General features: G+C 44.3%; 17 protein-coding genes, 2 tRNA genes and 1 pseudogene. 8 read left to right on the forward strand and 12 right to left on the reverse strand.

Features of this window, described 5'->3' with window-relative positions; translation table 11 throughout:
* Positions 1 to 15: 15 nt before the first annotated feature.
* Positions 16 to 474: a YybH family protein gene (locus Q7A_RS11515; RefSeq protein ID WP_104934927.1), complete on the reverse strand. Its 459-nt coding sequence runs from the start codon at positions 472 to 474 to the stop codon at positions 16 to 18.
* 17 nt (positions 475 to 491) lie between these two features.
* Entirely contained in the window at positions 492 to 1,016 is a 525-nt protein-coding gene (locus Q7A_RS11520) for a MarR family winged helix-turn-helix transcriptional regulator (protein WP_014707776.1), read from the reverse strand.
* 206 nt (positions 1,017 to 1,222) lie between these two features.
* Here Q7A_RS11520 and Q7A_RS11525 point away from each other — a divergent pair, with 206 nt between their 5' ends.
* Genes Q7A_RS11525 through Q7A_RS11535 form a run of 3 tightly spaced genes read left to right on the forward strand, consistent with a single transcriptional unit; the run spans position 1,223 to position 5,559 of the window.
* Positions 1,223 to 3,055: a diguanylate cyclase domain-containing protein gene (locus tag Q7A_RS11525; RefSeq protein WP_169697794.1), complete on the forward strand. Its 1,833-nt coding sequence runs from the start codon at positions 1,223 to 1,225 to the stop codon at positions 3,053 to 3,055.
* A 39-nt stretch (positions 3,056 to 3,094) separates the two neighbouring features.
* Positions 3,095 to 4,504, forward strand: coding sequence for a YcjX family GTP-binding protein (locus tag Q7A_RS11530; RefSeq protein ID WP_014707778.1), 1,410 nt, complete (start codon positions 3,095 to 3,097; stop codon positions 4,502 to 4,504).
* The gene (locus Q7A_RS11535) at positions 4,504 to 5,559 is read left to right on the forward strand and encodes a YcjF family protein (protein WP_014707779.1); all 1,056 of its coding nucleotides are present in this window, start codon (positions 4,504 to 4,506) and stop codon (positions 5,557 to 5,559) included. Before Q7A_RS11530 ends, Q7A_RS11535 begins: the two co-directional genes overlap by 1 nt.
* Positions 5,560 to 5,564: 5 nt before the next feature.
* Here Q7A_RS11535 and Q7A_RS11540 read toward each other — a convergent pair whose 3' ends face one another.
* On the reverse strand, positions 5,565 to 8,384 hold the full coding sequence (locus Q7A_RS11540) for a sensor domain-containing diguanylate cyclase (RefSeq protein ID WP_014707780.1): 2,820 nt from the start codon (positions 8,382 to 8,384) through the stop codon (positions 5,565 to 5,567).
* A 226-nt stretch (positions 8,385 to 8,610) separates the two neighbouring features.
* On the opposite strand from Q7A_RS11540, the gene Q7A_RS11545 reads away from it, so the two are divergent.
* The 3 genes from Q7A_RS11545 to Q7A_RS11555 all read left to right on the forward strand — a co-directional run bounded on the left by Q7A_RS11545 (position 8,611) and on the right by Q7A_RS11555 (position 10,970).
* On the forward strand, positions 8,611 to 8,988 hold the full coding sequence (locus tag Q7A_RS11545) for a DUF6627 family protein (protein ID WP_014707781.1): 378 nt from the start codon (positions 8,611 to 8,613) through the stop codon (positions 8,986 to 8,988).
* A gap of 14 nt (positions 8,989 to 9,002) precedes the next feature.
* Positions 9,003 to 9,998 (forward strand): PA2778 family cysteine peptidase, encoded by a 996-nt coding sequence (locus Q7A_RS11550; protein WP_014707782.1) that lies wholly within the window; start codon positions 9,003 to 9,005, stop codon positions 9,996 to 9,998.
* A 201-nt stretch (positions 9,999 to 10,199) separates the two neighbouring features.
* Positions 10,200 to 10,970, forward strand: a complete 771-nt coding sequence (locus tag Q7A_RS11555) for an EAL domain-containing protein (protein WP_014707783.1) — start codon at positions 10,200 to 10,202, stop codon at positions 10,968 to 10,970.
* Positions 10,971 to 11,024: 54 nt separating this feature from the next.
* On the opposite strand, the gene azu is transcribed toward Q7A_RS11555, so the two are convergent.
* The 9 genes and pseudogenes from azu to Q7A_RS11600 all read right to left on the reverse strand — a co-directional run bounded on the left by azu (position 11,025) and on the right by Q7A_RS11600 (position 17,308).
* Positions 11,025 to 11,474: an azurin gene (gene azu / locus Q7A_RS11560; RefSeq protein ID WP_014707784.1), complete on the reverse strand. Its 450-nt coding sequence runs from the start codon at positions 11,472 to 11,474 to the stop codon at positions 11,025 to 11,027.
* A 377-nt stretch (positions 11,475 to 11,851) separates the two neighbouring features.
* The gene (locus tag Q7A_RS11565; RefSeq protein WP_014707785.1) at positions 11,852 to 12,841 is read right to left on the reverse strand and encodes a hypothetical protein; all 990 of its coding nucleotides are present in this window, start codon (positions 12,839 to 12,841) and stop codon (positions 11,852 to 11,854) included.
* Positions 12,842 to 13,071: 230 nt separating this feature from the next.
* Complete coding sequence (locus Q7A_RS11570) at positions 13,072 to 13,698, reverse strand: hypothetical protein (RefSeq protein ID WP_014707787.1); 627 nt, start codon at positions 13,696 to 13,698, stop codon at positions 13,072 to 13,074.
* A gap of 110 nt (positions 13,699 to 13,808) precedes the next feature.
* Positions 13,809 to 14,114, reverse strand: a pseudogene (locus Q7A_RS15745) (transposase); the annotation flags it as partial.
* Positions 14,115 to 14,366: 252 nt separating this feature from the next.
* Positions 14,367 to 14,440: transfer RNA gene (locus Q7A_RS11580), tRNA-Cys, on the reverse strand.
* 80 nt (positions 14,441 to 14,520) lie between these two features.
* Positions 14,521 to 14,595 (reverse strand) — tRNA-Gly (locus Q7A_RS11585).
* Between the two features lie 38 nt (positions 14,596 to 14,633).
* Positions 14,634 to 15,191: a CDP-diacylglycerol--glycerol-3-phosphate 3-phosphatidyltransferase gene (gene pgsA, locus Q7A_RS11590; protein WP_014707789.1), complete on the reverse strand. Its 558-nt coding sequence runs from the start codon at positions 15,189 to 15,191 to the stop codon at positions 14,634 to 14,636.
* Positions 15,192 to 15,244: 53 nt separating this feature from the next.
* A complete protein-coding gene (gene uvrC / locus Q7A_RS11595) occupies positions 15,245 to 17,086 on the reverse strand; it encodes an excinuclease ABC subunit UvrC (protein WP_014707790.1) in 1,842 nt (613 codons plus the stop codon).
* Between the two features lie 12 nt (positions 17,087 to 17,098).
* Positions 17,099 to 17,308, reverse strand: a complete 210-nt coding sequence (locus Q7A_RS11600) for a hypothetical protein (RefSeq protein WP_014707791.1) — start codon at positions 17,306 to 17,308, stop codon at positions 17,099 to 17,101.
* Positions 17,309 to 17,388: 80 nt separating this feature from the next.
* Between Q7A_RS11600 and mfd the strand changes: the two genes are divergently transcribed.
* Together mfd and Q7A_RS11610 are read left to right on the forward strand one after the other, a co-directional pair.
* The gene (mfd, locus tag Q7A_RS11605; protein ID WP_014707792.1) at positions 17,389 to 20,919 is read left to right on the forward strand and encodes a transcription-repair coupling factor; all 3,531 of its coding nucleotides are present in this window, start codon (positions 17,389 to 17,391) and stop codon (positions 20,917 to 20,919) included.
* On the forward strand, positions 20,919 to 21,686 hold the full coding sequence (locus Q7A_RS11610; RefSeq protein ID WP_014707793.1) for a methyltransferase domain-containing protein: 768 nt from the start codon (positions 20,919 to 20,921) through the stop codon (positions 21,684 to 21,686). The genes mfd and Q7A_RS11610 overlap by 1 nt, the downstream gene beginning before the upstream one ends.
* Positions 21,687 to 21,730 lie beyond the last annotated feature (44 nt).

Genomic DNA, 21,730 nt, shown 5'->3' on the forward strand with positions numbered 1-21,730 from the left:
CGGAAAAATGTTTTTTTATTCTGCCATATTCCAAATATGTGAAACAACTTGCCACTCACCTGCTTCATTCTGTTGTAGAACAGTCATCAAAACACCATTAAACGTTATGGTTTCCCCATTTTCACCTTCGGCATCGGCTGACCAGTTGGCCAACTGGCTGACCTGTCCTGCTGATGAATAAGTGGCGATAGTGGCTATATTATGATTGTGCAGTCCATTCTCGAAAAAGCCCTGAAACAAGGCAGCAATTTCCTGCTGACCATTCAATACATTGCCATCACCTGGCGATAAAGTTGCCTGTGATGCATAAAGTTCGGTTAACGCATCAAGATCTTTATCATTAAAAGCAGCATTCCATTGTTCATTGGCAGAATTAACGACTTCCTGTGCATCATAATCTGCTGCTGGATTACTACACGCCGTTACTGTCAGTATAAGCAGACTCAAGGGGATAAAACGTTTTAACATGTTCATAGTGATTCCTTTGTTGATTAGTCTTTAAGAAGTGATTTTTCTTCAAACACATGACGCCGTTGATAGACTTTTTCCAGTAATGACATCAATTGGATTGTTTCAGTTTCGGTCAATGCATGCATTAAATGGTTTACGCGTTGATAATATCCTGGCATGACTTCATCAAGTTTTTCCTGACCCAACGCTGTCAGTCGAATCAGAATTTGACGCCTATCCTGTCTGCCCTGCACACGACTGATTAATTTTTCGCGTAATAATCCATCCAACAAACCCGTCATGGTAGCGCGTGATACACCGGCTTTTTCAGCAAGTGTCGAAGGAGTTGAACTCAGATTCTCCTCACGCATCAGCAATAGCAAAACCCACCATCGCCCTTGTAACAAGTCATATTCCGCCAGATAGTTGTTTAACCCTATAGATAAATCTGAACCGACTCGAAGCAGATTCAAAAAGGTTATGACATTTTTGATATTGGTTTGCGGATAACGATCGGCAAACTTCTGCAAAATCTCAGCGTTAGGAATATCTTTAACTTGTAACATAGTAAGCTAGCTTATAGTTAGCCACCTAATCATGTCAATACTACTTCTCATTTAATAAGTGCTATATTTGAAAAAAAACATCATCATTTTACTTTTACGAGAACATGGCATCGTTTTGTACCAATCAAGCTTTTTTATTACGATAAACGTCACAATAGGACATTGTTTCCGATCTCAATCGGAACATTATTTAAATGGTGTTTCCGGTGTCTATTAGATCCATTTTTACATTTCACTGTCCGAATAACTGCAAATTATGGCTGTATACCATTCTGCTGATTGCGGCCACATTACTGGTTATTTATCACAATTATCACTCTCAGTTAACAGCCTACTCGTCACAGGTCAACCAACAGATCGCGCAACGTAATCAGTTGCTGGCCTTGATGCAGACCCAGCTGTTGGAATCCAAACTGGAAGCCATTGATCAAACATTAAAACTCATCAGTTCTCATCCGGATTTTATTAAAAATCCAGCGCCACATACCTATCTGCTGGAGAAGTATTCACAAAACAATCCTGAAATGCTGGCTCTACTGCATATTAATGCGGATGGACTTTTACGCTATCCCAAACATCAGCGCAGGCAGCTGGATTTATCGGGGCGTGACTATTTTAAAGTACATCAGAGCTCAAAAACGGATAGTGTTTTCACCTCAAAACCCATGCTCCCCAGTCGGGGTCATACGGACCCGGTAATGGTGATCAGTCGAGGTCTTTATGATTCAAGCGATATTTTTCAAGGCGTGATTGCGGCGGTTATTGATATCAAAACCTTTTCACAGGCACTTAGTGGTATCAGTGTGAATGCCCAGTTATTTTCGTCGATTGTACATGAAGAAGGTGAAATTATATTTCGAGTACCTTTTAGAAATTTCAAAGTCGGACAAACTCTGGATTATGTTAAGGAACGCAGTGATAAAGACAAATTACCGTTAACCGGAGAAGGTATTTATCAGCATTCCAGCGGCAATTATCAATTTGCTTATCAGACTTTACCCAAATGGCGACTGCATGTTTTTGTTGGTGAAAAACGAACGGTGGTTGACGAATTAATTTCGATCTATCAGTTTTTACATCTACGTAACAGTATATTGACCGCCCTTACATTGATCTTGCTGATTCTGACCACGGCCTGGTTAATCAGACGACGTTTGGAGATAAACCAGCAACTCGTCGAAAGTAAGGCCGCATTACAACAGAGCTATCAACGTAACCAGGCGATTATTAAAGCTATTCCGGATCTCCTGTTCACAATCGATAGAAATGGCAAAATTATCGATTTTGAGCACGGCGATGGTGTGCCTTTGCTGATGTCTGAACAGGACTTTATTCATAAGCATATTAGCGAAACGTTACCTGACTTTCTGGCGCAACGGACCTTACTGGCGCTGCAAAAAACCCTGAATAACGGAGAAAGTGATTATTTCGAATACGAACTGACCCTGTCAGGCAAACAACATTTTTTCATGGCACGTTCATCGGCGATTAATCAGGACAGGATGCTCGTCGTCGTCATTGATATAACCGAGCGTAAAAAATCTGAAAATGCTTTGCAATGGCAAGCCACACATGACAGCCTGACGCAATTACCCAATCGCATGTTGTTTTATGATCGACTGAACCAGGCTATTACCGAGTCAGCTCGATATAAACAGCCGTTTTGTCTGCTTTATATTGATCTGAATGATTTCAAACTGGTCAACGACACCTATGGGCATCTGAATGGCGATATGCTGCTGATCCTGGTAGCACAACGTATTCGTGAATCAATTCGTCAGTCAGACACGGCGGCCAGACTGGCGGGGGATGAATTCGCCATTATTGTGAACCACAGTAATTTCGAAGAAGCCCTGCAAGTCTCCGAAAAACTACGGGAGCATTTATCTGTTGTTTATAAATTAAATGATGGCGTGATGCTGAATATCAGTGCCAGCATTGGTATTGCTTGTTATCCTCATGATGGTAAGGATGCTGACGAGCTGATCCTGCATGCTGATAACGGTATGTATCATGACAAACGTTCAACTGCTTGTTAACTCAGACAGACAGCAAGCGTCTGATGTAAGCTGATGCGTATGAATTCAAAGATTGAAAAACTGGGTCTGCGCCTTAACAAAACACTTGATGGAATTGATCAACACGCCAGCAAATGGGTCGCACGCAGTCTCGATAAACATTTAAGTATTGGCATTACCGGTTTTAGCGGTAGTGGCAAGTCGACGTTTATTACCAGCCTTATTCACCAGCTCAAATATTCCAATCATGCGCATCTGGGAGGCTTTCTGCCAGCCAGAGATGAACGCCTGTTAAATGTTGAATTACAGCCACTGGATGATTTACCACTATTCGATTATCAACAGGGAATTCAGACGTTGGCAGATGATCCACCCGCCTGGCCGCCCTCAACCACTCATATCAGCGGTTGCCGGTTAATCATTGAATTCAAAAAGAAATCCATGTTGCCGACCTTTACCGGAGAAACCCGTCGATTCACGCTGGAATTACGTGATTATCCCGGGGAGTGGTTGCTCGATATTGCCATGTTGCAACAGGATTATCGGCAATGGAGTATGGATACTGCAGCTCTCTGTACCAAAGGCATCCGTCATCAACTCGCTGAAGAGATGCAAAAAGAGTTTAATGATCTGGATCCCCTCGCCCCAATCGATGAACAACAAATTGAAGCGTTATTTGTTCGTTATCGAAGTTTTCTGGTGACCTGCAAAACTGCCGGTTTAACCTTTATTCAGCCTGGACGGGCTTTATTGCCTGACAGCACCGACTTTCCGGTGTTTATTCCGTTGTTCAACCTGCAAACATTTAGTCCACAGCAATTGGACAATGCCGATGATGACTCCTTATACAAAGTCATGCAGCAGCGCTATAAAACCTATCTGAAAAACTTTGTTCAGCCATTTTATAAAACATTTTTCCGTGGCATTGATCGTCAGGTGGTATTGATCGATGTGCTGAAAGCACTGAGCGGAGGCAAGGAAAAATTTGATGACATGGTCATTGCTTTCAGCCGGATTATTGATTGCTACCGCGTGGGGCATAATGCGTTTCTGAACCGTTTATTCAGCCCTCAGGTCGAAAAAATTCTGTTTCTGGCATCCAAGCCGGATCGAATTTTAATGAATCAACACGAATCTTTGCGTCGCCTTTGCGACGATATAATCAGCCATATCTGCCCACAATCGGTTAGAAATCGTATTGAAATCGAAACGGAGGTAGCTGCCGCCGTGCGAACGACGCATGATCATAATGATCATCTGACCGCCAGATTGCTGGATGGACAATATGGCGAATTACGCCACCCTGCTATTCCCGATAAACTGCCTGATGCCGATCAGTGGCATCAGTTATCACGCTGGAATCCCCCCGTACTTCGGGCTCCGCTTAATCCTGACTTGATAATGGGTGGTCGTCTGGCTCATATTCGGATGGATAAGGTATTACGGGATCTGATTGGAGATAAATTCTGATGGCTTCCACAGAAGATTTTTTTAAACCTAAACCACAACAGGAAGCTAAGCAAAAATCGGATATATCTCCCGAGGAAACTGACAACTTTTTCAAGGTTCTCTCCGACAACAGCGAACTAAACCTGCCGGATTCAGTGGAAACCGATCCATTGACTGATTTTGATGACACCCTGCTGATACCGCCGCGCCGTAATCGCAGTTTGAAATGGCTGATCGTCACATTGTTCATTCTGTTAATTGGTATGTTGGCCTGGGATGTTGTCGATTTTGCTCAAATGCTCTGGCAACAAAGTAAAGCCATGGGGTTAGCCTTCAGTGCCTTCGCTGTTTTTTTAGCAGGCCTGGTATTACAGCAATTGCTGGTGTATCGCCGCAACCAGAAACAGCTTAAACGGGCCGATCAGATCCGCGAACAGGCTGCTCAACTGGTCCATGAACAACATCTCGGCAATGCAAAAAAATGGCTGAATTCGCTAGAAACTTTCTATGATGGTCAGCCACAGGCAGATTTATTAAAACCCTGCGTTGACAAGCTGCCTGACTATCTCAATGACAGTGAAGTGGTCTATCGTATCAGTGAAGACTTCTACCGGCAGCTGGATCGCCACGCAATCCATATTATTGAACGCACCAGTATCAGCAGTGCCGCAATGATTGCAGTCAGCCAGCTGGCCGTTGTGGATTCGTTGTTAGTGGTCTGGAAAACACTGAAAATGATTAACCAGATCAATATGATTTATGGCGTCAGATTAAATCGCTTAGCCCAATGGCAATTAAATCTTCGGGTCTGCAAAATCGCACTTGGCAGTTATGCCAGTCAGGCGGGCATTAGTTTCTTTTCTGAACAGGTCGGTATTGGCTTGGGTGGCAAAATTCTGGGCAGCGTGGCCCAGGGATTTGGTGTGGGTCTCTATCAGGCCAGGATCGGTATCCATGCAATGCAACATATTCGGCCTGTGGCTTTCACCAGTGACGAAAGACCCAAACTGAACATGTTTGCCAACCTGTTACGCCGCAAACTAACCAAGCTGACGGCAGAACAGGACTCAGATTAACTCTGTTATTTTGGGAAGTCGGGCTGTGCCATGAGGTGATTTGCACCAAATACGTGCACCCCATTACGTCCAGCTGATTTCACTTCGTATAAAGCCAGATCAGCCTTTTTGGTCAACTCGCTGACCGTTTCATTTTCAGCATCACCTGGAAAGATTGCTACCCCGATACTCAGGGTAATACAAAAGTCATGCGTATTAACATGCAAAGGCTGGGATACCGTTTCCAGAATATGCTCTGCCACTAATTTGGCATCATCTGGCTTTTTGAGTTCGGTAAGTAAAATAACAAATTCATCACCACCGACGCGGCTTAAGGTGTCTGTCTGGCGTAAGCAGTGTGTCATTCTGTCAGCGACGGATTTAAGAATTACATCGCCCACATCATGACCATGAGTATCGTTAATTTGTTTGAAATGATCAACGTCGACAAACATCAAAGCGATCGGATAGCCCACCCGTTTGGCATGAGCCAGTGTATGGCTTATATGGTCATCAAACAAACGGCGATTAGGTAGTCCTGTAAGTGTATCGTGATAGGCCATTTGACGGATGCGATCTGACTCGGATTTACGGGCGGTCACATCTTCAATCTGTGAAATAAAGTGAATGACCTCGCCATTTTCATTGCGGACCAATGAAACGCTCAGTAAAACAAAAATCACATCGCCGGTTTTATGAAAATAACGTTTTTCCATCTGATAGTGTTCGAGATCCCCATTCAGTAATTTACGCACATACTCAAGATCCAAGTCCAAATCATCTGGATGTGTGACATCAACAAAGGTTTTATCCATCAACTCTTCTTCACTGTATCCCAACATTCGGCAGAGTGCACCATTCACTTCCAACCAACGACCATCCAGACCAACAATCGCCATGCCAATCGCTGCGGTATCAAACGCATTGCGGAAACGTTCTTCACTCTGTTGCAAGGCCAATTCAGCTTGTTTGCGCCATGAAATATCGGTTTTGGTACCGATGACGCGAACCGGATTTCCCTGCGTATCTCTTTCAGCTACCGTGGCACTGCCCAGCATCCATTTCCAACTGCCATCTTTGCTGAGGATGCGATGTTCATTTCGATATTCCGGTTTTTCCCCACTGAACATCCAGTTGATATCGGCCGTTACCCTTTCGATATCCTGAGGATGTATTAACTTCAGCCAATGCTCCATCTGGCCGATGATTTCACCTGGCGCATACCCCAGCATATCCAGTAATTTATCAGAGAACACCACAACATTATTGGCCACATCCCAGTCCCAGACCCCGGCTCCACTGCCCTCCAGAGCGTGTTTCCAACGTTGTTCGGTTTCCAGAATCATTTTCTGGTGTTGCCAATCTTCTGTGATGTCATAACTGACACCGACCAGAGAAAGCAGCTGTCCAGCATCGTTGAAATAGAGTTCGGCTGAAGTATGTATCATTCGAATCTCGGAACCATGATGTATTCTGGAGCGAACTTCAAAAGATTTATGCTGTTGAATAGACTGTTCTACAGCCACTCGGAAAGGCAACAGGTCCGCTTCGTGGATCAATTTTTCAAATTCCGCGTAATCCATTTGCTCAGTTGAGCTTGTTAAACCAAATACCGTGCTCGCCATGCTGTCGAACATAATGATATTGGTTTCCACATCCCATTCCCAAATAGCAATTTCAGCCGCCTCTGTTGCCAGCGCCAGTCTCCGTGCATTCTGTCGATAGGATTTGGTCATTTGAGAAGCAATACGGATGGCGTTTGCCCGGCTTTTGGCAATGGCCGCAATCACCAGGGCAAATAACAGGGAAATAACGATTCCGATTATCCAGGTTATCAATGTATAGTTACGCAGGATCGAATCAGCAAATTCCCGATCAGGTTGGCCTACAAATGACCAGGTACGGCCACCCACCTCGTAGCTTTTTTGTAAACTGAACGAATCCTCGGAAGCTATGCCGGGCAAAGAAAATAACAGACTTTCGGATTTTTCGGCCCCATCATCATATATATTCACCAAGCCAACATTCTTATGGGTAACCAACACATCCTGCAATACATCATCAATACGAAATACCGCATAGACCCAGCCAGAATGAATAGTTCGATGCTCAATGGCCACATCTGATTCACTCGCATCGATGTACACCGGCAGATACATCAATAAACCATTGATAGTCGAGTCTGAACCATCCTGTTTTAAAAAAACCTTTTCGGTAATGCTTGCCTTGCGGGTATTGACCGCTCGATCCATGGCTTCTCTGCGAGAGGTATCCGTATACATATCAAAGCCCAGAGCCAGCATATTTTTCTTGGTCACAGGTTCGATATAAAGATTTGAGGTATATTCATCCCGCACTCCCTGCGGATAAATATCATAGTCCAACATCCCGGATTGTCTGACTGCATTAATATGCGTCTGTTTTTGTTCTGGAGAGAGTGCGACCACATAGCCCAGTCCCTGAATACCCGGATAATTTTCCTCCAGTTTCAGGCTCTGGTAAAAATTGGCAAAATCCTCACGAGATAAATCAGGAGAGACATAAAACAGGCCCTGGGTTGCCCGTAACATTTCCTCGTAGGCATTTATTTTTCCGACGACGGCATCGACGGCCTGATTAAAGGTTACGTTATAAGCGGCCTCTAAACGAACAGACTCCGTCTCAGCCATTTCCCCTGCAACGAAAAAGGTTAAAACCAAACCAAACAAAAACGCCACAAAAGACGTTACCAAAGTAAAAGGTTTAAGCAATAAGCTTTGATTAGTGCGAATAACCAGCTCCATTAATAGCGCATAAGTTGAATGAACAAACTCATTATTCAGGGGATAAATATCAAATTCAGCCAATAATTGACGTTGACATTATTTGCTTAAGTTTGCCATCAAGCAAAAGATAAAGAAACTCTACCTAACAAATAGTCAAAATCGAAGGTAATTCATCACATTACCCCATAACCTTATTTTGATACTTGAAGTTAATAGAGTTGCTTTTATATAGTTCTTGTCAACGTAGTCATGGTAAGCTGAGTTTCAGGCCAGTTCTTGGCCTTTGACTAAATCAATGGAGGGATGTATGAAACAAAAAGTATTTGCGTGGATTGCTTTGCTTGGCTTTTTTGGAAGCATCACCTTACCGGTGCAAGCAGCAATGATCAGCACGCCTGATATTATTCAATCTGAACAATCTGCATATGACCGCGAGCAATTGTCGTCTATGTTGGAACGTGACGATGTTCAGCAACAACTATTATCAATGGGAGTCGCACCTGAAACCGTTCAGGACCGTGTCAACAGCATGACTGATTTTGAAATTGCCCAGTTAAATGAGCAAATTAATGACATGCCAGCGGGCGGGATACTCGGTGCAATAGTGCTTATTTTTGTCGTGTTTGTAATTACTGACGCTATCGGTGCAACCGATATTTTCCCATTTGTCAGACCGGTTCGTTAATCTGATTTAAGTTTATGCATACAGAAAAACGCTCTACCTACACCCAGCTTCAGCTGGGTGTTTTAATACTACTGAGTTTATTGTTGACCGCTTGCAGTCATACACCTCAGACAAATCTCCTGAATCAACAGCCATTCGAGCCAGAGCAGGCCGAGCTCGAGGATGTGCCTTTTTTTCCTCAGACCCAATATCAGTGTGGTCCAGCGGCTTTAGCAACCGTGATGCAATATCGTGGCGTCGATATCACGCCCGATCAGTTAACTGACCAGGTCTATATCCCACAGAAACAAGGCAGCCTGCAGATAGAGATGGTTGCAGCTACGCGAAAACAAGGCTTGATGCCCTACCCTTTGGCACCAAAGATGGACGATTTATTGACTGAAGTGGCGAATGGCAATCCCGTTTTAGTGATGCAGAACCTTGGCTATAACTGGAAACCCTTCTGGCATTATGCCGTGGTGATAGGTTTTGATATCAACTCACAGGAACTCATTCTGCGTTCTGGTGAAACCAAACGATGGCAAACAACATTAAAAACTTTTGAACGTACCTGGGCTCGCACCGATCATTGGGCGCTGGTCATAGTCAGGCCTGAACAAATCCCTGCCACAGCGAACATGCCAGCCTGGTTACAAACTGCCTATGATGCTGAAAAGACCGGACAGCATAAAACAGCAGAACAAGCCTACATCGCCGCGATGGAGCAGTGGACAGAACATCAGCAGGCGGGAATGGCGCTTGCCAATTTGTATTATCAGCAGGAGCACTTTGATAAGTCCGATAATGTTTATGGTCAATTAACCGAACAATTCCCATACGACGCTGCTCTTTGGAATAACCGGGCTTATAGCCTGAAAGACATTGGTTGCCATCAAACTGCATTGGCTTCTGCATCTTGTGCGACACGCTTGGCACCTGATGACAAAAACATTCAGTCCACATTTCAAGAGATGTTACTGCTGGAACCTCTGACCCATAACAATTGCCCCAAGATTAACTGTCCAGATTGATTAATCTGGCAGAATTCATCAGGTGTTGAATTCAGCAGAAACAGAACGCTTATCAAGAAAGGTGATACAGGTCTGTTAGATGCATGTTTAAACTTGTCGTCATGCATACTCTGGCATAGACTAATCTGAAATATTGACGACACAATTTCTATCAGCTTGTTCGACTATCCAACGATAAATAACACAAAGAAAGAGTATCAAATGACAAATCAACTACCCGATTTCAAACCTTTAGGTTGTAATAAATGTTTAGAAGGTGGTGGATTGGATTTCAGCTTTTCAATGGCTTTTCAGCCAATTGTTAATGTTCAGGAAAAACAGATTTTTGGTTACGAAGCACTGGTTCGTGGCATAAATAATGAGCCGGCTTATACCATTTTGGATAAATTGAATGACACCAATCGTTACTCCTTTGATCAGACGATTCGGGTTAAAGCCATTCAAATGGCAAAGCAACTTGATTTGCAAGGTATGCTCAGCATCAACTTCTTTCCAAACGCTGTTTATCGTCCGGAAACCTGCATTCGAGCAACGTTGGAAGCGGCTGATGTTATGGACTTTCCCACCAAAAAATTAATGTTTGAAGTTACCGAGGTAGAAAAGGTTACTGACAATAATCATCTTAAAAATATTTTTGAAGAATATAAACGGCATAATTTCACTACTGCAATTGACGATTTTGGCTCTGGTTATGCCGGGTTGAACCTTCTTGCTGACTGGCAACCGGATATTATCAAACTTGATATGGCGCTGATTCGGGGTATTAATACGGATAAAGTCAGACAGGCCATTGTCCGATCTACTATCATGACATGTCAGGATCTGGAGATAAGAGTCATTGCTGAAGGGGTCGAAACGCTAGAAGAGTTTCAATATATACGTGATCAGGGCGTAGCACTATTTCAGGGTTATTATTTTGCCAAGCCTCAATTTGAAGCTTTGCCAGAAGTCGACCCAGCACTTTACGTATAAATTAAACCAAAAACCTCCCTCCAATGATATTTGGAGGGAGGAATAACTTTGAACTTATTGGATATCAAAACGGCCTTTCATGATTCCGCTATGTCCAGGGAATGAGCAGAAGAAAGTCAGTTTTTCATCCGCCAATCCCTCCGTAGAAAATTCGACATTCGCTGACTCGCCACCACCAATCACCTCTGTAGCAGCAATAACGCGATCATCCTCTTCCGGCAGATAATTATTATCCAGCCCTGCAGCAGCACCAGCTTTCACGATTGCCTGCATATCATCTGTCCTGGTCAACACCCAGTTATGGCCCATCATGTTTTTTGCCAATGAACCTGTATGTTTAAGTGTGACTTTGACTGTTTCACAGCTGGCAGGAACTGACATTTTTTTTGCACTGAAACTCATCTGGTCGGTACCTTCAATGACCAAATCACATTCATCGGCAGATGCTGTAAATGGAAATAAAGCTAACAATCCAACAGCTACTAACAAACGATTTCTTTTCATCTCAGCCTCCTAATAATTCCGGCAACATTGCCTTCTCAACTACGCATCAACTTTATCAGCTGAAAAATTAAGTTGGTTTAATATGCGTTAAACATGATTAATCATTAATGCTCATCCGTTCTATACTGCTTGGATAATTAAAGGCGAACCATTACAAACGGATAGTCCACACGCTTCATGGATAGCTAACAGCTAATTTTCCAATGACTGAACCTGATGCTGTGCTTTAATAACAACCATTCTCATTATAAAGAGCCTGTTTTAATCATAACAATAGATCAGAATAGATTGAAGAATAGTTCCTGTAGTTGTCCGTGCAACGCCAGAAAAAACAGGCTATTGGATATCTTTCAGCTAACCGTTTATATAAGCATGACCTATTCGCTTGCCACCTGAATATCAAAATAATTTTCCAGTGCGTTAGGTGACATCATCGTCGCCATAAATACCAGAAATATTCCAGCGCCTTCTGGACTTTTCGAATTTATATCCAGCTCGACTTGTGGCGTATCGCTATCAATAAACTGGCTGCTGGCTTCAATCAACTGTGTTCTTAATCCGGGTGAAAGTGCCTGTAAAGCTGAAAACTGTTGCTGAATCTGCAGTTTCAAGCCGGCTTTATATTCTTCTGTAGTCATACCTGCACTTTCAGCACCTTGCTCTACTAAAGGCTGCCACGCACCTGCATCTTCAAACTCTATAGCCGCTGTTATCAAACCTGTCTGCAGCCATTCTGCTGTAACAGCCGACATATCCTCATTATTTCTTAACCGTCTCATCTGACTTTCCAGATCCGGGATCTGGCTAAAGTTGGTATGTAAATTCATCGAAAACAGCTGTGCCGCATCTTTTTCGGTTAACTCGGGATTATAAAACTGATTCTGCAAATTCAGCGTCAGCTGGCGTTCAACAGGATGATAGCGGTAAGCCAGATGCTGATTGTGACCGATTTTGTCTTCTTTAATACCCAGATTTCGCAATGCTTCAACTAATGATTGTTCCTGTTGTTCCGTGCCATCACCACCGGTGACAGTAAACAAAGCATCCTCCGTTGAGATATCCATCGCATAGATGAAATCCTGCGCCTGATTCAATTCAATATCACTTATCGTCAGTAAACCTATCTGGTGTTTACGCTCAGCATCATCAGTGATGAGTACATCATTCACCGTAATATCTTTGGTATAGGGGTTGGCAACAACCTCCCCAACTTCGACATGAACACCATTCTGGTTGATTTTAGCAACCAGCTCATCAACTAACGCCTGAGCTGCCTGATTCGCCTCATTATTGGCAACAGCATGAGCTCCCCCCAAAGTAATGGCTATTACCAGCAGAGGCACATAAATGATTTTTTTTCTGAACACTGTTGTCTCCAACAAAATGAATACAAAAGCAGAATCGTAGTATGCCTGTATGACTATTAACGAACCAGTTTAGTTTGAAGCTGATTGCTTTATTTTAAACATCATCAATACATCACCTGATTGTTTATGGGCTTCAAAATACGTTATCGTCAGACTATAAGAGTGAAAAAGCAGGCCATTGACCGGCTGGATATTGGTATAATTTAGATTGTTATCAAAACTGAAAAGCATCAAGCTTTGCTACAGATTTTTTCCACACCGTGCTTACCATCATGCATACCTCGATAAACCAACCGACATATTTCGTTATCAAGCTCAACCTTGACGCTTTCACCAACATTTAAACGTTTGGATTGATCATTAATGGTAAATACAATGCTTCGAGCCGAGGCATAATAATCTCGAAGTGCCAACACGCCCAACTCAGGATAATAGATCGTCTGAAATTCCGGTAAAGCGATTGTCGGAATTAAATCCCCACCCTTCTTGTTCAACAATTCTTTTCTCAACACTTCACGATCATGCGAGACCGTTTCCAGTTTACTGGTCAAAGTCTGATTGGCTTGCATCGCTTGATTCAGGTTTTGACTCAGCTGACTAATCACCGTCTGCGCTTCAGCATTACCCATCGTTAACGTAGACAGCTCCTGAATAGAGTTTTCTAACTCACCAAACTGCGTTTGTTGAATATCAATAACCTCCTGAACGCTCATATCGAACAAATCAGGAAACATCAACGCCATCCCCGACTCATAAGCATTCTCAGCCGGCACCGACACCATAAAACCAATTCCAGCAGCGACTAAAGGCTTTTTGATAAAGTTTTTAATCGGGAAAGTAACTCGTGAAAAATCCATGTTTTCACCACTCCTTAATCAACGTTTATAATCACGGTTTATAGCATATTTGAATAAATAGGTCGTACGGAAAAGAGCTTTATGTGCATTGTAAATGAAAGTAATTAACTTCAGATCTGCCTAAGCGCGTTCTTTTCATTCCTGTTCAGCTTGATGGAAGGCTTCTTGGGTTGAAAGGTATAAGCGACCAGTCCAGCCATAAGGTGAAACATAAAACTAACAGGACTACGGTGCCGAGAATGCCCAATTTGCGAGATATTCTTGAGTTGGTCAAAAATCGTCTCAATCACATAACGTTTCCTCAGCATCAGCCTATCTCATAATGACATCAGTTGCGGTTTCATATTCTGGCGAATGCCGGTGACCAGCTTGATGCCCCGCGGCGATAATGAGTCTTTAAGTGTCTGAAACAAATAACATTCTGCTTAGATGTCAGGTATTAATAATACAGTCTGATGGGATAGCGCTTTAAACTAGAGTTTGTCTGCAGTAAACAGTTTACTTTTATCCACTTTTTAGGTGCTGGCAAATTCGATACATCGTGTACGGGGATGGTTTTGCGATCGATTACTGGTCTAAGCGTTATTGAACACAAGAAAACGCCAAATAGCAGACATAAAAAAAAGCGCCTTAGGCGCCTTAACTATTTGATATTATTGACTTTTTAATGGAGGCTGGGGTCGGAATCGAACCGGCGTACACGGAGTTGCAGTCCGCTGCATAACCACTCTGCCACCCAGCCGGGGTATGTCTTTTTTTCTTAGGGTCCAAGACTAAAAAGCCGCAGTAGTGATTTGAACTGACCGCGGCTTTTTGTATTCTTGGAGCGGGAAACGAGATTCGAACTCGCGACCCCAACCTTGGCAAGGTTGTGCTCTACCACTGAGCTATTCCCGCTTAGGAAGACGTGCATTATAGGCACTTAATATTTTCTGTCAACCCTTATCTACCAACACTGGTAAGGCTGCCTTCAGGTAACTGATCATTGAGGTCAATGTCAGCAAAGCCGCCACATATAACAAGCCCACGCCGATTTCGAAAACCGGTAATCCAAACAGTTTGTTATGAAATATTAAGCAACCGATAGCGACCATTTGAAAGGTGGTTTTCCACTTGCCGATGGAGGAAACCTGAACCACATGACGGGCACCAATTTCGGCCATCCATTCGCGTAATGCGGAAATGGTAATTTCACGAAATACGATGACAATCACCGGAAGCAGAATAAACCAGACCGGCGATTTGAAGAGAATCAGCAGTAACGCCACCACCACAATTAATTTATCCGCGACTGGATCAATAAACGCTCCAAAGGGCGAGGTGAGATTCATCCGTCGTGCCAAGTAGCCATCAAGCCAATCCGTGATACCCGCCAGCACAAAGACAATGGTGGCCCACAAAGGAGCATATGGACTGGGAAGGAAATACAGTACTACCAGAACAGGTATTAAAAGCACCCTGAGCAGACTGAGTAAATTAGGTAAATTCAGCATAAATCGTTTCGTTATAAGCTTTAGATAACGCTTATGTTAGCACTATGACGTCTTTAATTGTCTGGATGAAACATATCGTAAATTTTTTGTGCCAGGGCAGCACTGATTCCATCGACTCTCTGCAGATCTTCAACACCAGCGCGTTTTACCTCCTGGAGCCCGCCAAATTGCTGCAATAATTTTTGACGACGCTTTGGGCCTAATCCGGCAATATCTTCCAATGTTGAGCTTTTACGCGCTTTGGCACGGCGTTGACGATGACCGGTAATGGCAAAGCGATGCGCTTCATCCCGGACTTGCTGAAGTAAATGTAATGCAGGTGAATCAGCGGATAAGGTAACTTCGCCAGCCCGACCAACCAGAAATAAGGTTTCTTCACCGGGTTTACGTGCAGGACCTTTGGCGATCCCCAAAATGGGCAGATCACTTAAATTCAGCTCAGCCAGCACTTCCTGCGCTTCTTTAATCTGTCCCTTACCACCATCTATCAGCAGTAAATCCGGTCGTTTACCCTCCCCGTTATTCAAACGGGTAAACCGGCGGCTCAGTGCCTGATGCATGGCGGCATAATCATCGCCACCGGTAATGCCTTCGATATTGAATTTGCGGTAATCGCTTTTAATCGCGCCTTCCAGTCCGAACACCACGCAGGAAGCCACTGTGCGCTCACCACTGGTGTGACTGATATCGAAACACTCAATACGTTTGGGCATTTCATCCAGCTCTAATACATCCTGCAAAATTTCAAAACGCTGTAATAAATTGGAGCGGCTGCTGATGCGTTGGGTCAGGCTGATATCAGCATTGGTCATAGCCATCTGTAACCAGCGTGTCGCATGGCCACGTTGCGGCTTACGTAGACTGACTTTATGTCCTGATTCGGTTTGTAACACTTCCTGTAACAGCTGCGATTCTTCAACTTCATGGCTCAGCAGGATTTCCGCCGGCACATCTTTGCCCAGATAATACTGTGGTATAAAGGCCGCCAGTAATTCTGACTCGGTCAAATCCGACGATCCTTTAGGGAAATAGGATTTGCTACCTAAATTACGTCCGCCTCGTACAAAACTGACTTCTACTACGGCTATACCATCTCTGACTATCGCCGCCAGCACATCAGAATCACCTTGCATCGAGCTGACATACTGGCGTTCCTGCACCCGGCGTAAACTGATGATTTTGTCACGGATAAATGCCGCCTGTTCAAACTGCAGATTCTGTGACGCCGTGTCCATCTGTTGGCTCAACTCATCCATCACCTGCTGGTTTTTGCCTTCCAGGAACATAATGGTGTGCTGCACATCTTTTTGATAATCGCTTTCAGAGACTAAATCTACACAAGGCGCGGTACAGCGTTTAATTTGATATTGCAGACAGGGTCGGCTGCGATTTTGATAATAACTGTCCTCACACTGACGTACCGGAAACAGTTTTTGTAATAGATTCAGGCTTTCCCGAACCGCCCCGGCACTGGGATAAGGTCCAAAGTATTTGCCTTTTTTACGCTTGGCACCGCGATGAACGCTTAAGCGAGGAAATTTATCACCTGATATCAATAAGTAAGGGTAGCTTTTATCATCCCTCAATAACACGTTATATCGTGGCATCAACTCCTTGATCAGATTATTTTCCAGAATCAAGGCTTCATTTTCAGTATGCGTCACAGTGGTTTCAATCGCAGCGATCTGCGCCACCATCACCTGAGTTTTACTGGTTAAACCACTGCTGCGAAAATAACTGCCAACACGTTTTTTGAGGTTTTTCGCCTTACCGACATAAATGACCGTGCCTTCCGCATCCAGCATACGGTAGACACCAGGACGACTGGTAAGTGATTTTACAAAACTGACCGGTTCGAATTGGGATTCTATATTTGGGTTTTCAGCCTGACTCATTAAATTTCGTAATTAAGAATTATCGTCTTTCCGTGGAGAATATTGGCGCTGATAACATTTATGGGCCTGATAAAAACTGTTAGCAGACAAACCTAGCAAAATTAATCCACCGATTACTGCAGGTACATTTTCGTGATAAAAATAAAACATGGCCAAGGCAGCTAATAACTCAGCAGTGCCAATAACTTTTAATAACACAACATTTTCCGTTCGTTTTACCATGTTCCCTCTCCGCTTCGTTGCAAAATTTTGACTATAGCATTAACACTTATCATTTATAAGGACATTATCCTGTTTGAAAAATGCTGGATGCTGTACGTGGTCAAGTATGGGAAAATAACGCGCTTTCTCATTTCACTATCAGGGTATCACTCTTGCCAGCTAATTTGCTTCAGCCTGTCTTACCAGCTTCAGCCAAAGATCAACTTCGTGCCGGACAATTATACGGCAGTGCACAGGGGTTGCTGTTAGCAAAAGCAGCTCAGCAACATAATGGTCCATTATTAGTGGTCACTGATGATGTTACCAGTGCCCATCGGCTTGAACTGGAAATTCGTTTTTATCTGGGCGATACCGAGCTGCCGATATTGCATTTCCCGGATTGGGAAACCTTGCCTTACGACAGCTTTTCACCGCATCAGGATATTGTTTCAGAACGGCTGCAGACATTACATCAACTGCCCGACTTTAAACGCGGCATTTTACTGGTGCCGATTGCCACCCTGATGCAGCGCATTGCACCGCGAGCCTTTCTCGATGGTAATCACCTGGAACTGAAGATTGGCGATCAGTTTGATATTGAGCAATGGCGATTGAAACTGGAAAAATCCGGTTACCGGAATGTTGCCCAGGTGATTGAGCACGGTGAGTTTGCGGTTCGCGGTGCGATTATAGATTTGTTCCCAATGGGCAGTCGGCATCCTTACCGTATTGATTTGTTTGATGATGAGATTGATACGCTACGAACCTTTGATCCGGAAACCCAGCGCTCCATCGACTCCATTGATCAGATACAGCTGTTACCGGCACGAGAGTTTCCAGTTAATGACGACAGTATTGCGCTGTTCCGTAAACAATTCCGTCAGTATTTTGATGGGGATCCGCAACGCAGTCTGATTTATCGGGAAGTCAGTGCCGGCAATATGCCGGGTGGTATCGAGTTTTATCTGCCCCTATTTTTTGAGCAAACCGCCCGTCTCACCGACTATCTGCCAGATAACACGCTGTTAGTTCAGCTCAATGACACCTTTAATGCGGCTGAACTGTTCTGGCAGGAAATCCAGATCCGTTACCGTCAGCATAGTGTCGATCCAGAAAGACCATTGTTACCCCCTATCAATGTCTTTGTTCCGGTAGAAGAATTATTCAGTCAGTTCAAACGGTGGCAACGATTGCAATGCCAGAACTTTGAATTGGATGGCTCGGCAGGTAACAGCAACTATGCCACGGTGATGCCACCCTCATTACCGCTGAACTCCAAGCAGGATCGTCCCTGCGAAGCATTACATCAGTTTATTGATAAATTCAGTGGCCGGATCTTAATCGCTGCCGAATCAGCCGGGCGTCGTGAAACCCTGCTGGACCTGTTGCGTAAAAACCAGCTGCAACCCAAAGTCGTCGACAACTGGGATGCTTTTATTAATGAAAGCGCTCCGCTATGTATTACCGTAGCTCCACTCGAACAGGGTTTGCTGCTGCAAATTGAAAATATAGCGGTTGTTGCTGAAACGCAGCTGTTCGGCCAACAGGTTATGCAACGTCGCCGTCGCAGCCGTAAAAAACGTGACTCCGATGCCATCATCCGTAACCTTGCTGAACTGACCATTGGTGATGCCGTGGTGCATGAAGATCATGGTGTTGGCCGCTATCTGGGTCTGCAAACACTAGATGTTGGTGATGTGGCTACTGAATATGTCACATTGGAATATGCCAAGGGCGACAAGCTCTATGTCCCCGTCGCTTCATTGGATTTAATCAGTCGCTATTCAGGTTCTGCTCCTGAACTTGCCCCGCTACATCAGCTTGGTACCACGCAATGGGAAAAAGCCCGCCGCCGTGCCGCTGAGAAAGTACGTGATGTGGCAGCAGAGTTACTCGATATTTATGCCAAACGCGCTGCCAACAAAAAACCGCCGATGCAGTCGCCTGATGAACAATATGAAGCCTTCTCCGCAGCATTCCCGTTTGAAACCACCCCAGACCAACAGGATGCCATTGATGCGGTGATTGCCGATATGCAATCAGAAACGCCTATGGACCGCTTGGTTTGCGGTGATGTTGGCTTCGGTAAAACTGAAGTCGCAATGCGCGCCGCTTTTCTGGCCGTTCAATCCGGCAAACAGGTTTTGGTTCTGGTGCCCACCACCCTGCTCGCTCAGCAGCATTATGAAAATTTCAAAGATCGCTTTGCTGACTGGCCTATGCGAGTGGAAGTTTTGTCCCGCTTCCGCAATAAAAAACAGCTTGATGATGTGAAATCAGCAATTAGCGAAGGGACTGCCGATATCGTCATCGGTACCCATAAATTATTACAGCAGGATATTGATCCCAAACGACTGGGTTTGTTTATTCTCGATGAAGAACATCGTTTCGGGGTCACACAGAAAGAACAGCTGAAAAAATATCGCGCCCAAATCGATGTTCTCACTTTGACCGCAACACCGATTCCACGAACACTAAATATGTCTATTTCCGGTATTCGTGATTTATCGATTATTGCCACAGCACCTGCACGCCGTTTGGCAATAAAAACCTTTGTCTTACAATGGGATGCCGACAAAATCCGCGAAGGTATGCTGCGTGAAATCAAACGTGGCGGACAAGTTTACTTCTTGCATAACAAGGTCGAAGACATTGATCGGGTGGCACGCGAACTGGAAACCTTAATGCCGGAAGCGCGCATTGCCGTTGCCCACGGGCAGATGCGTGAACGTGAGCTGGAACAGGTCATGCTCGACTTTTACCATCAGCGTTTTAATGTGCTGGTTTGTACCACCATTATTGAAACCGGTATCGACGTACCAACCGCCAATACCATCTTTATTGATAGAGCCGATAAATTAGGCTTGGCGCAGCTTTATCAAATTCGTGGGCGTGTCGGTCGGTCGCATCACCGTGCTTATGCTTATTTAATCACCCCACCGCAACAGGCCATGACAGCTGATGCGATAAAACGTCTTGAAGCGATTGAGTCGATTGAAGATTTGGGCGCAGGCTTTACCCTGGCGACCCACGATATGGAAATTCGTGGTGCCGGTGAATTACTGGGTGATGAGCAAAGCGGCCAGATGCAGGAAATTGGCTTTACCTTATATAACGAACTGCTGGAACGTGCGGTCAATGCATTGAAATCGGGCAAAACGCCGGATCTGGATAATATGGCGCGCCACACCGTAGAAATCGATCTGCATGTTCCGGCGTTGATTCCATCCGACTATCTGCCTGATGTGCATACCCGACTGGTGTTATATAAACGCATTGCGGCGGCGGCAGATAAAGAAGCCTTACGTGAAATGCAGGTGGAAATGATTGATCGGTTTGGTCTGTTACCCGAACCGGTACAAACCCTGTTTGCTGTCCATGAATTACGTCTTAAAGCCAAAACTATCGGCATCCGTAAAATCGATGTTTATGATCAGGGCGGTCGTTTGTTGTTTGAGAAAGAGCCGCAGGTAGAACCAATGACCATTATTCAATTGATTCAGAAACAACCTTCCCGTTTCAAACTGGATGGTCAGGATAAATTGCGCTTTACTGATAATATGCCGGATGTTGAAAGCAGGATCATGGTCATAGATACACTGCTGGATAACCTGTTGAAACCGGCCGCCTGATGCAACATGATCGAAATTTCGATGATCTGGCTGAACGTTTTAATAAACGTATTTATCACACCAGCAAAGGCCAGTTACGTTTGCAGATCCTCAAACAGGATCTGCAGCAGTTTAGCAAGGCTACCCCATTAACCATCTGGGATGCTGGCTGCGGTGCCGGACAGATAAGTTTATGGCTGGCAAGTTTTGGTCACCAGCTGACACTGTGTGATATCTCAGAAAAACTGCTGAATCAAGCGCGACACGAATTTGCTCAGGCAAGACTGGAGGCCAGTTTTCACCATGCCTCTATTCAACAATTAGCGCCGCAACTGGCAGAGTTTGATTTGGTGATTTGTCACGCGGTTGTGGAATGGCTGGCAACTCCCTTAGAGACGCTGAAACAGGTAATGGATCGCGTTAAACCCGGTGGATATCTGTCTTTGATGTTCTATAATCGTAACGCGATGGTTTACCAAAATATCATTCGAGGTGGCTGGAGACTGGAACCAATTCTCAATGATCGCTATATTGGCGCAGGGAACAAGCTCAGTCCACCTCATCCACAATATCCATTTGAATTGATTCGGTTTTTGCAAAATAATGGGTTTTGTATCAATCAGCACAGTGGTATTCGCGTGTTTAGTGATTATTTGAATTCTGAGAGTCGCCACCAGACCAATGAGCAGGAATTGCTGGCATTGGAGCAGCAATATTGCCGAATGCCAACCTATCGTGACATGGGACGTTACGTACATTTACTCACCCAGAAAAAGTCTCCCAGTTAACCAGGATTACTTCATAATATGCAGCCCTATCAAGCCGAACTTGA

Source organism: Methylophaga nitratireducenticrescens (genome assembly GCF_000260985.4).
In the GTDB taxonomy this organism is placed as follows: domain Bacteria; phylum Pseudomonadota; class Gammaproteobacteria; order Nitrosococcales; family Methylophagaceae; genus Methylophaga; species Methylophaga nitratireducenticrescens.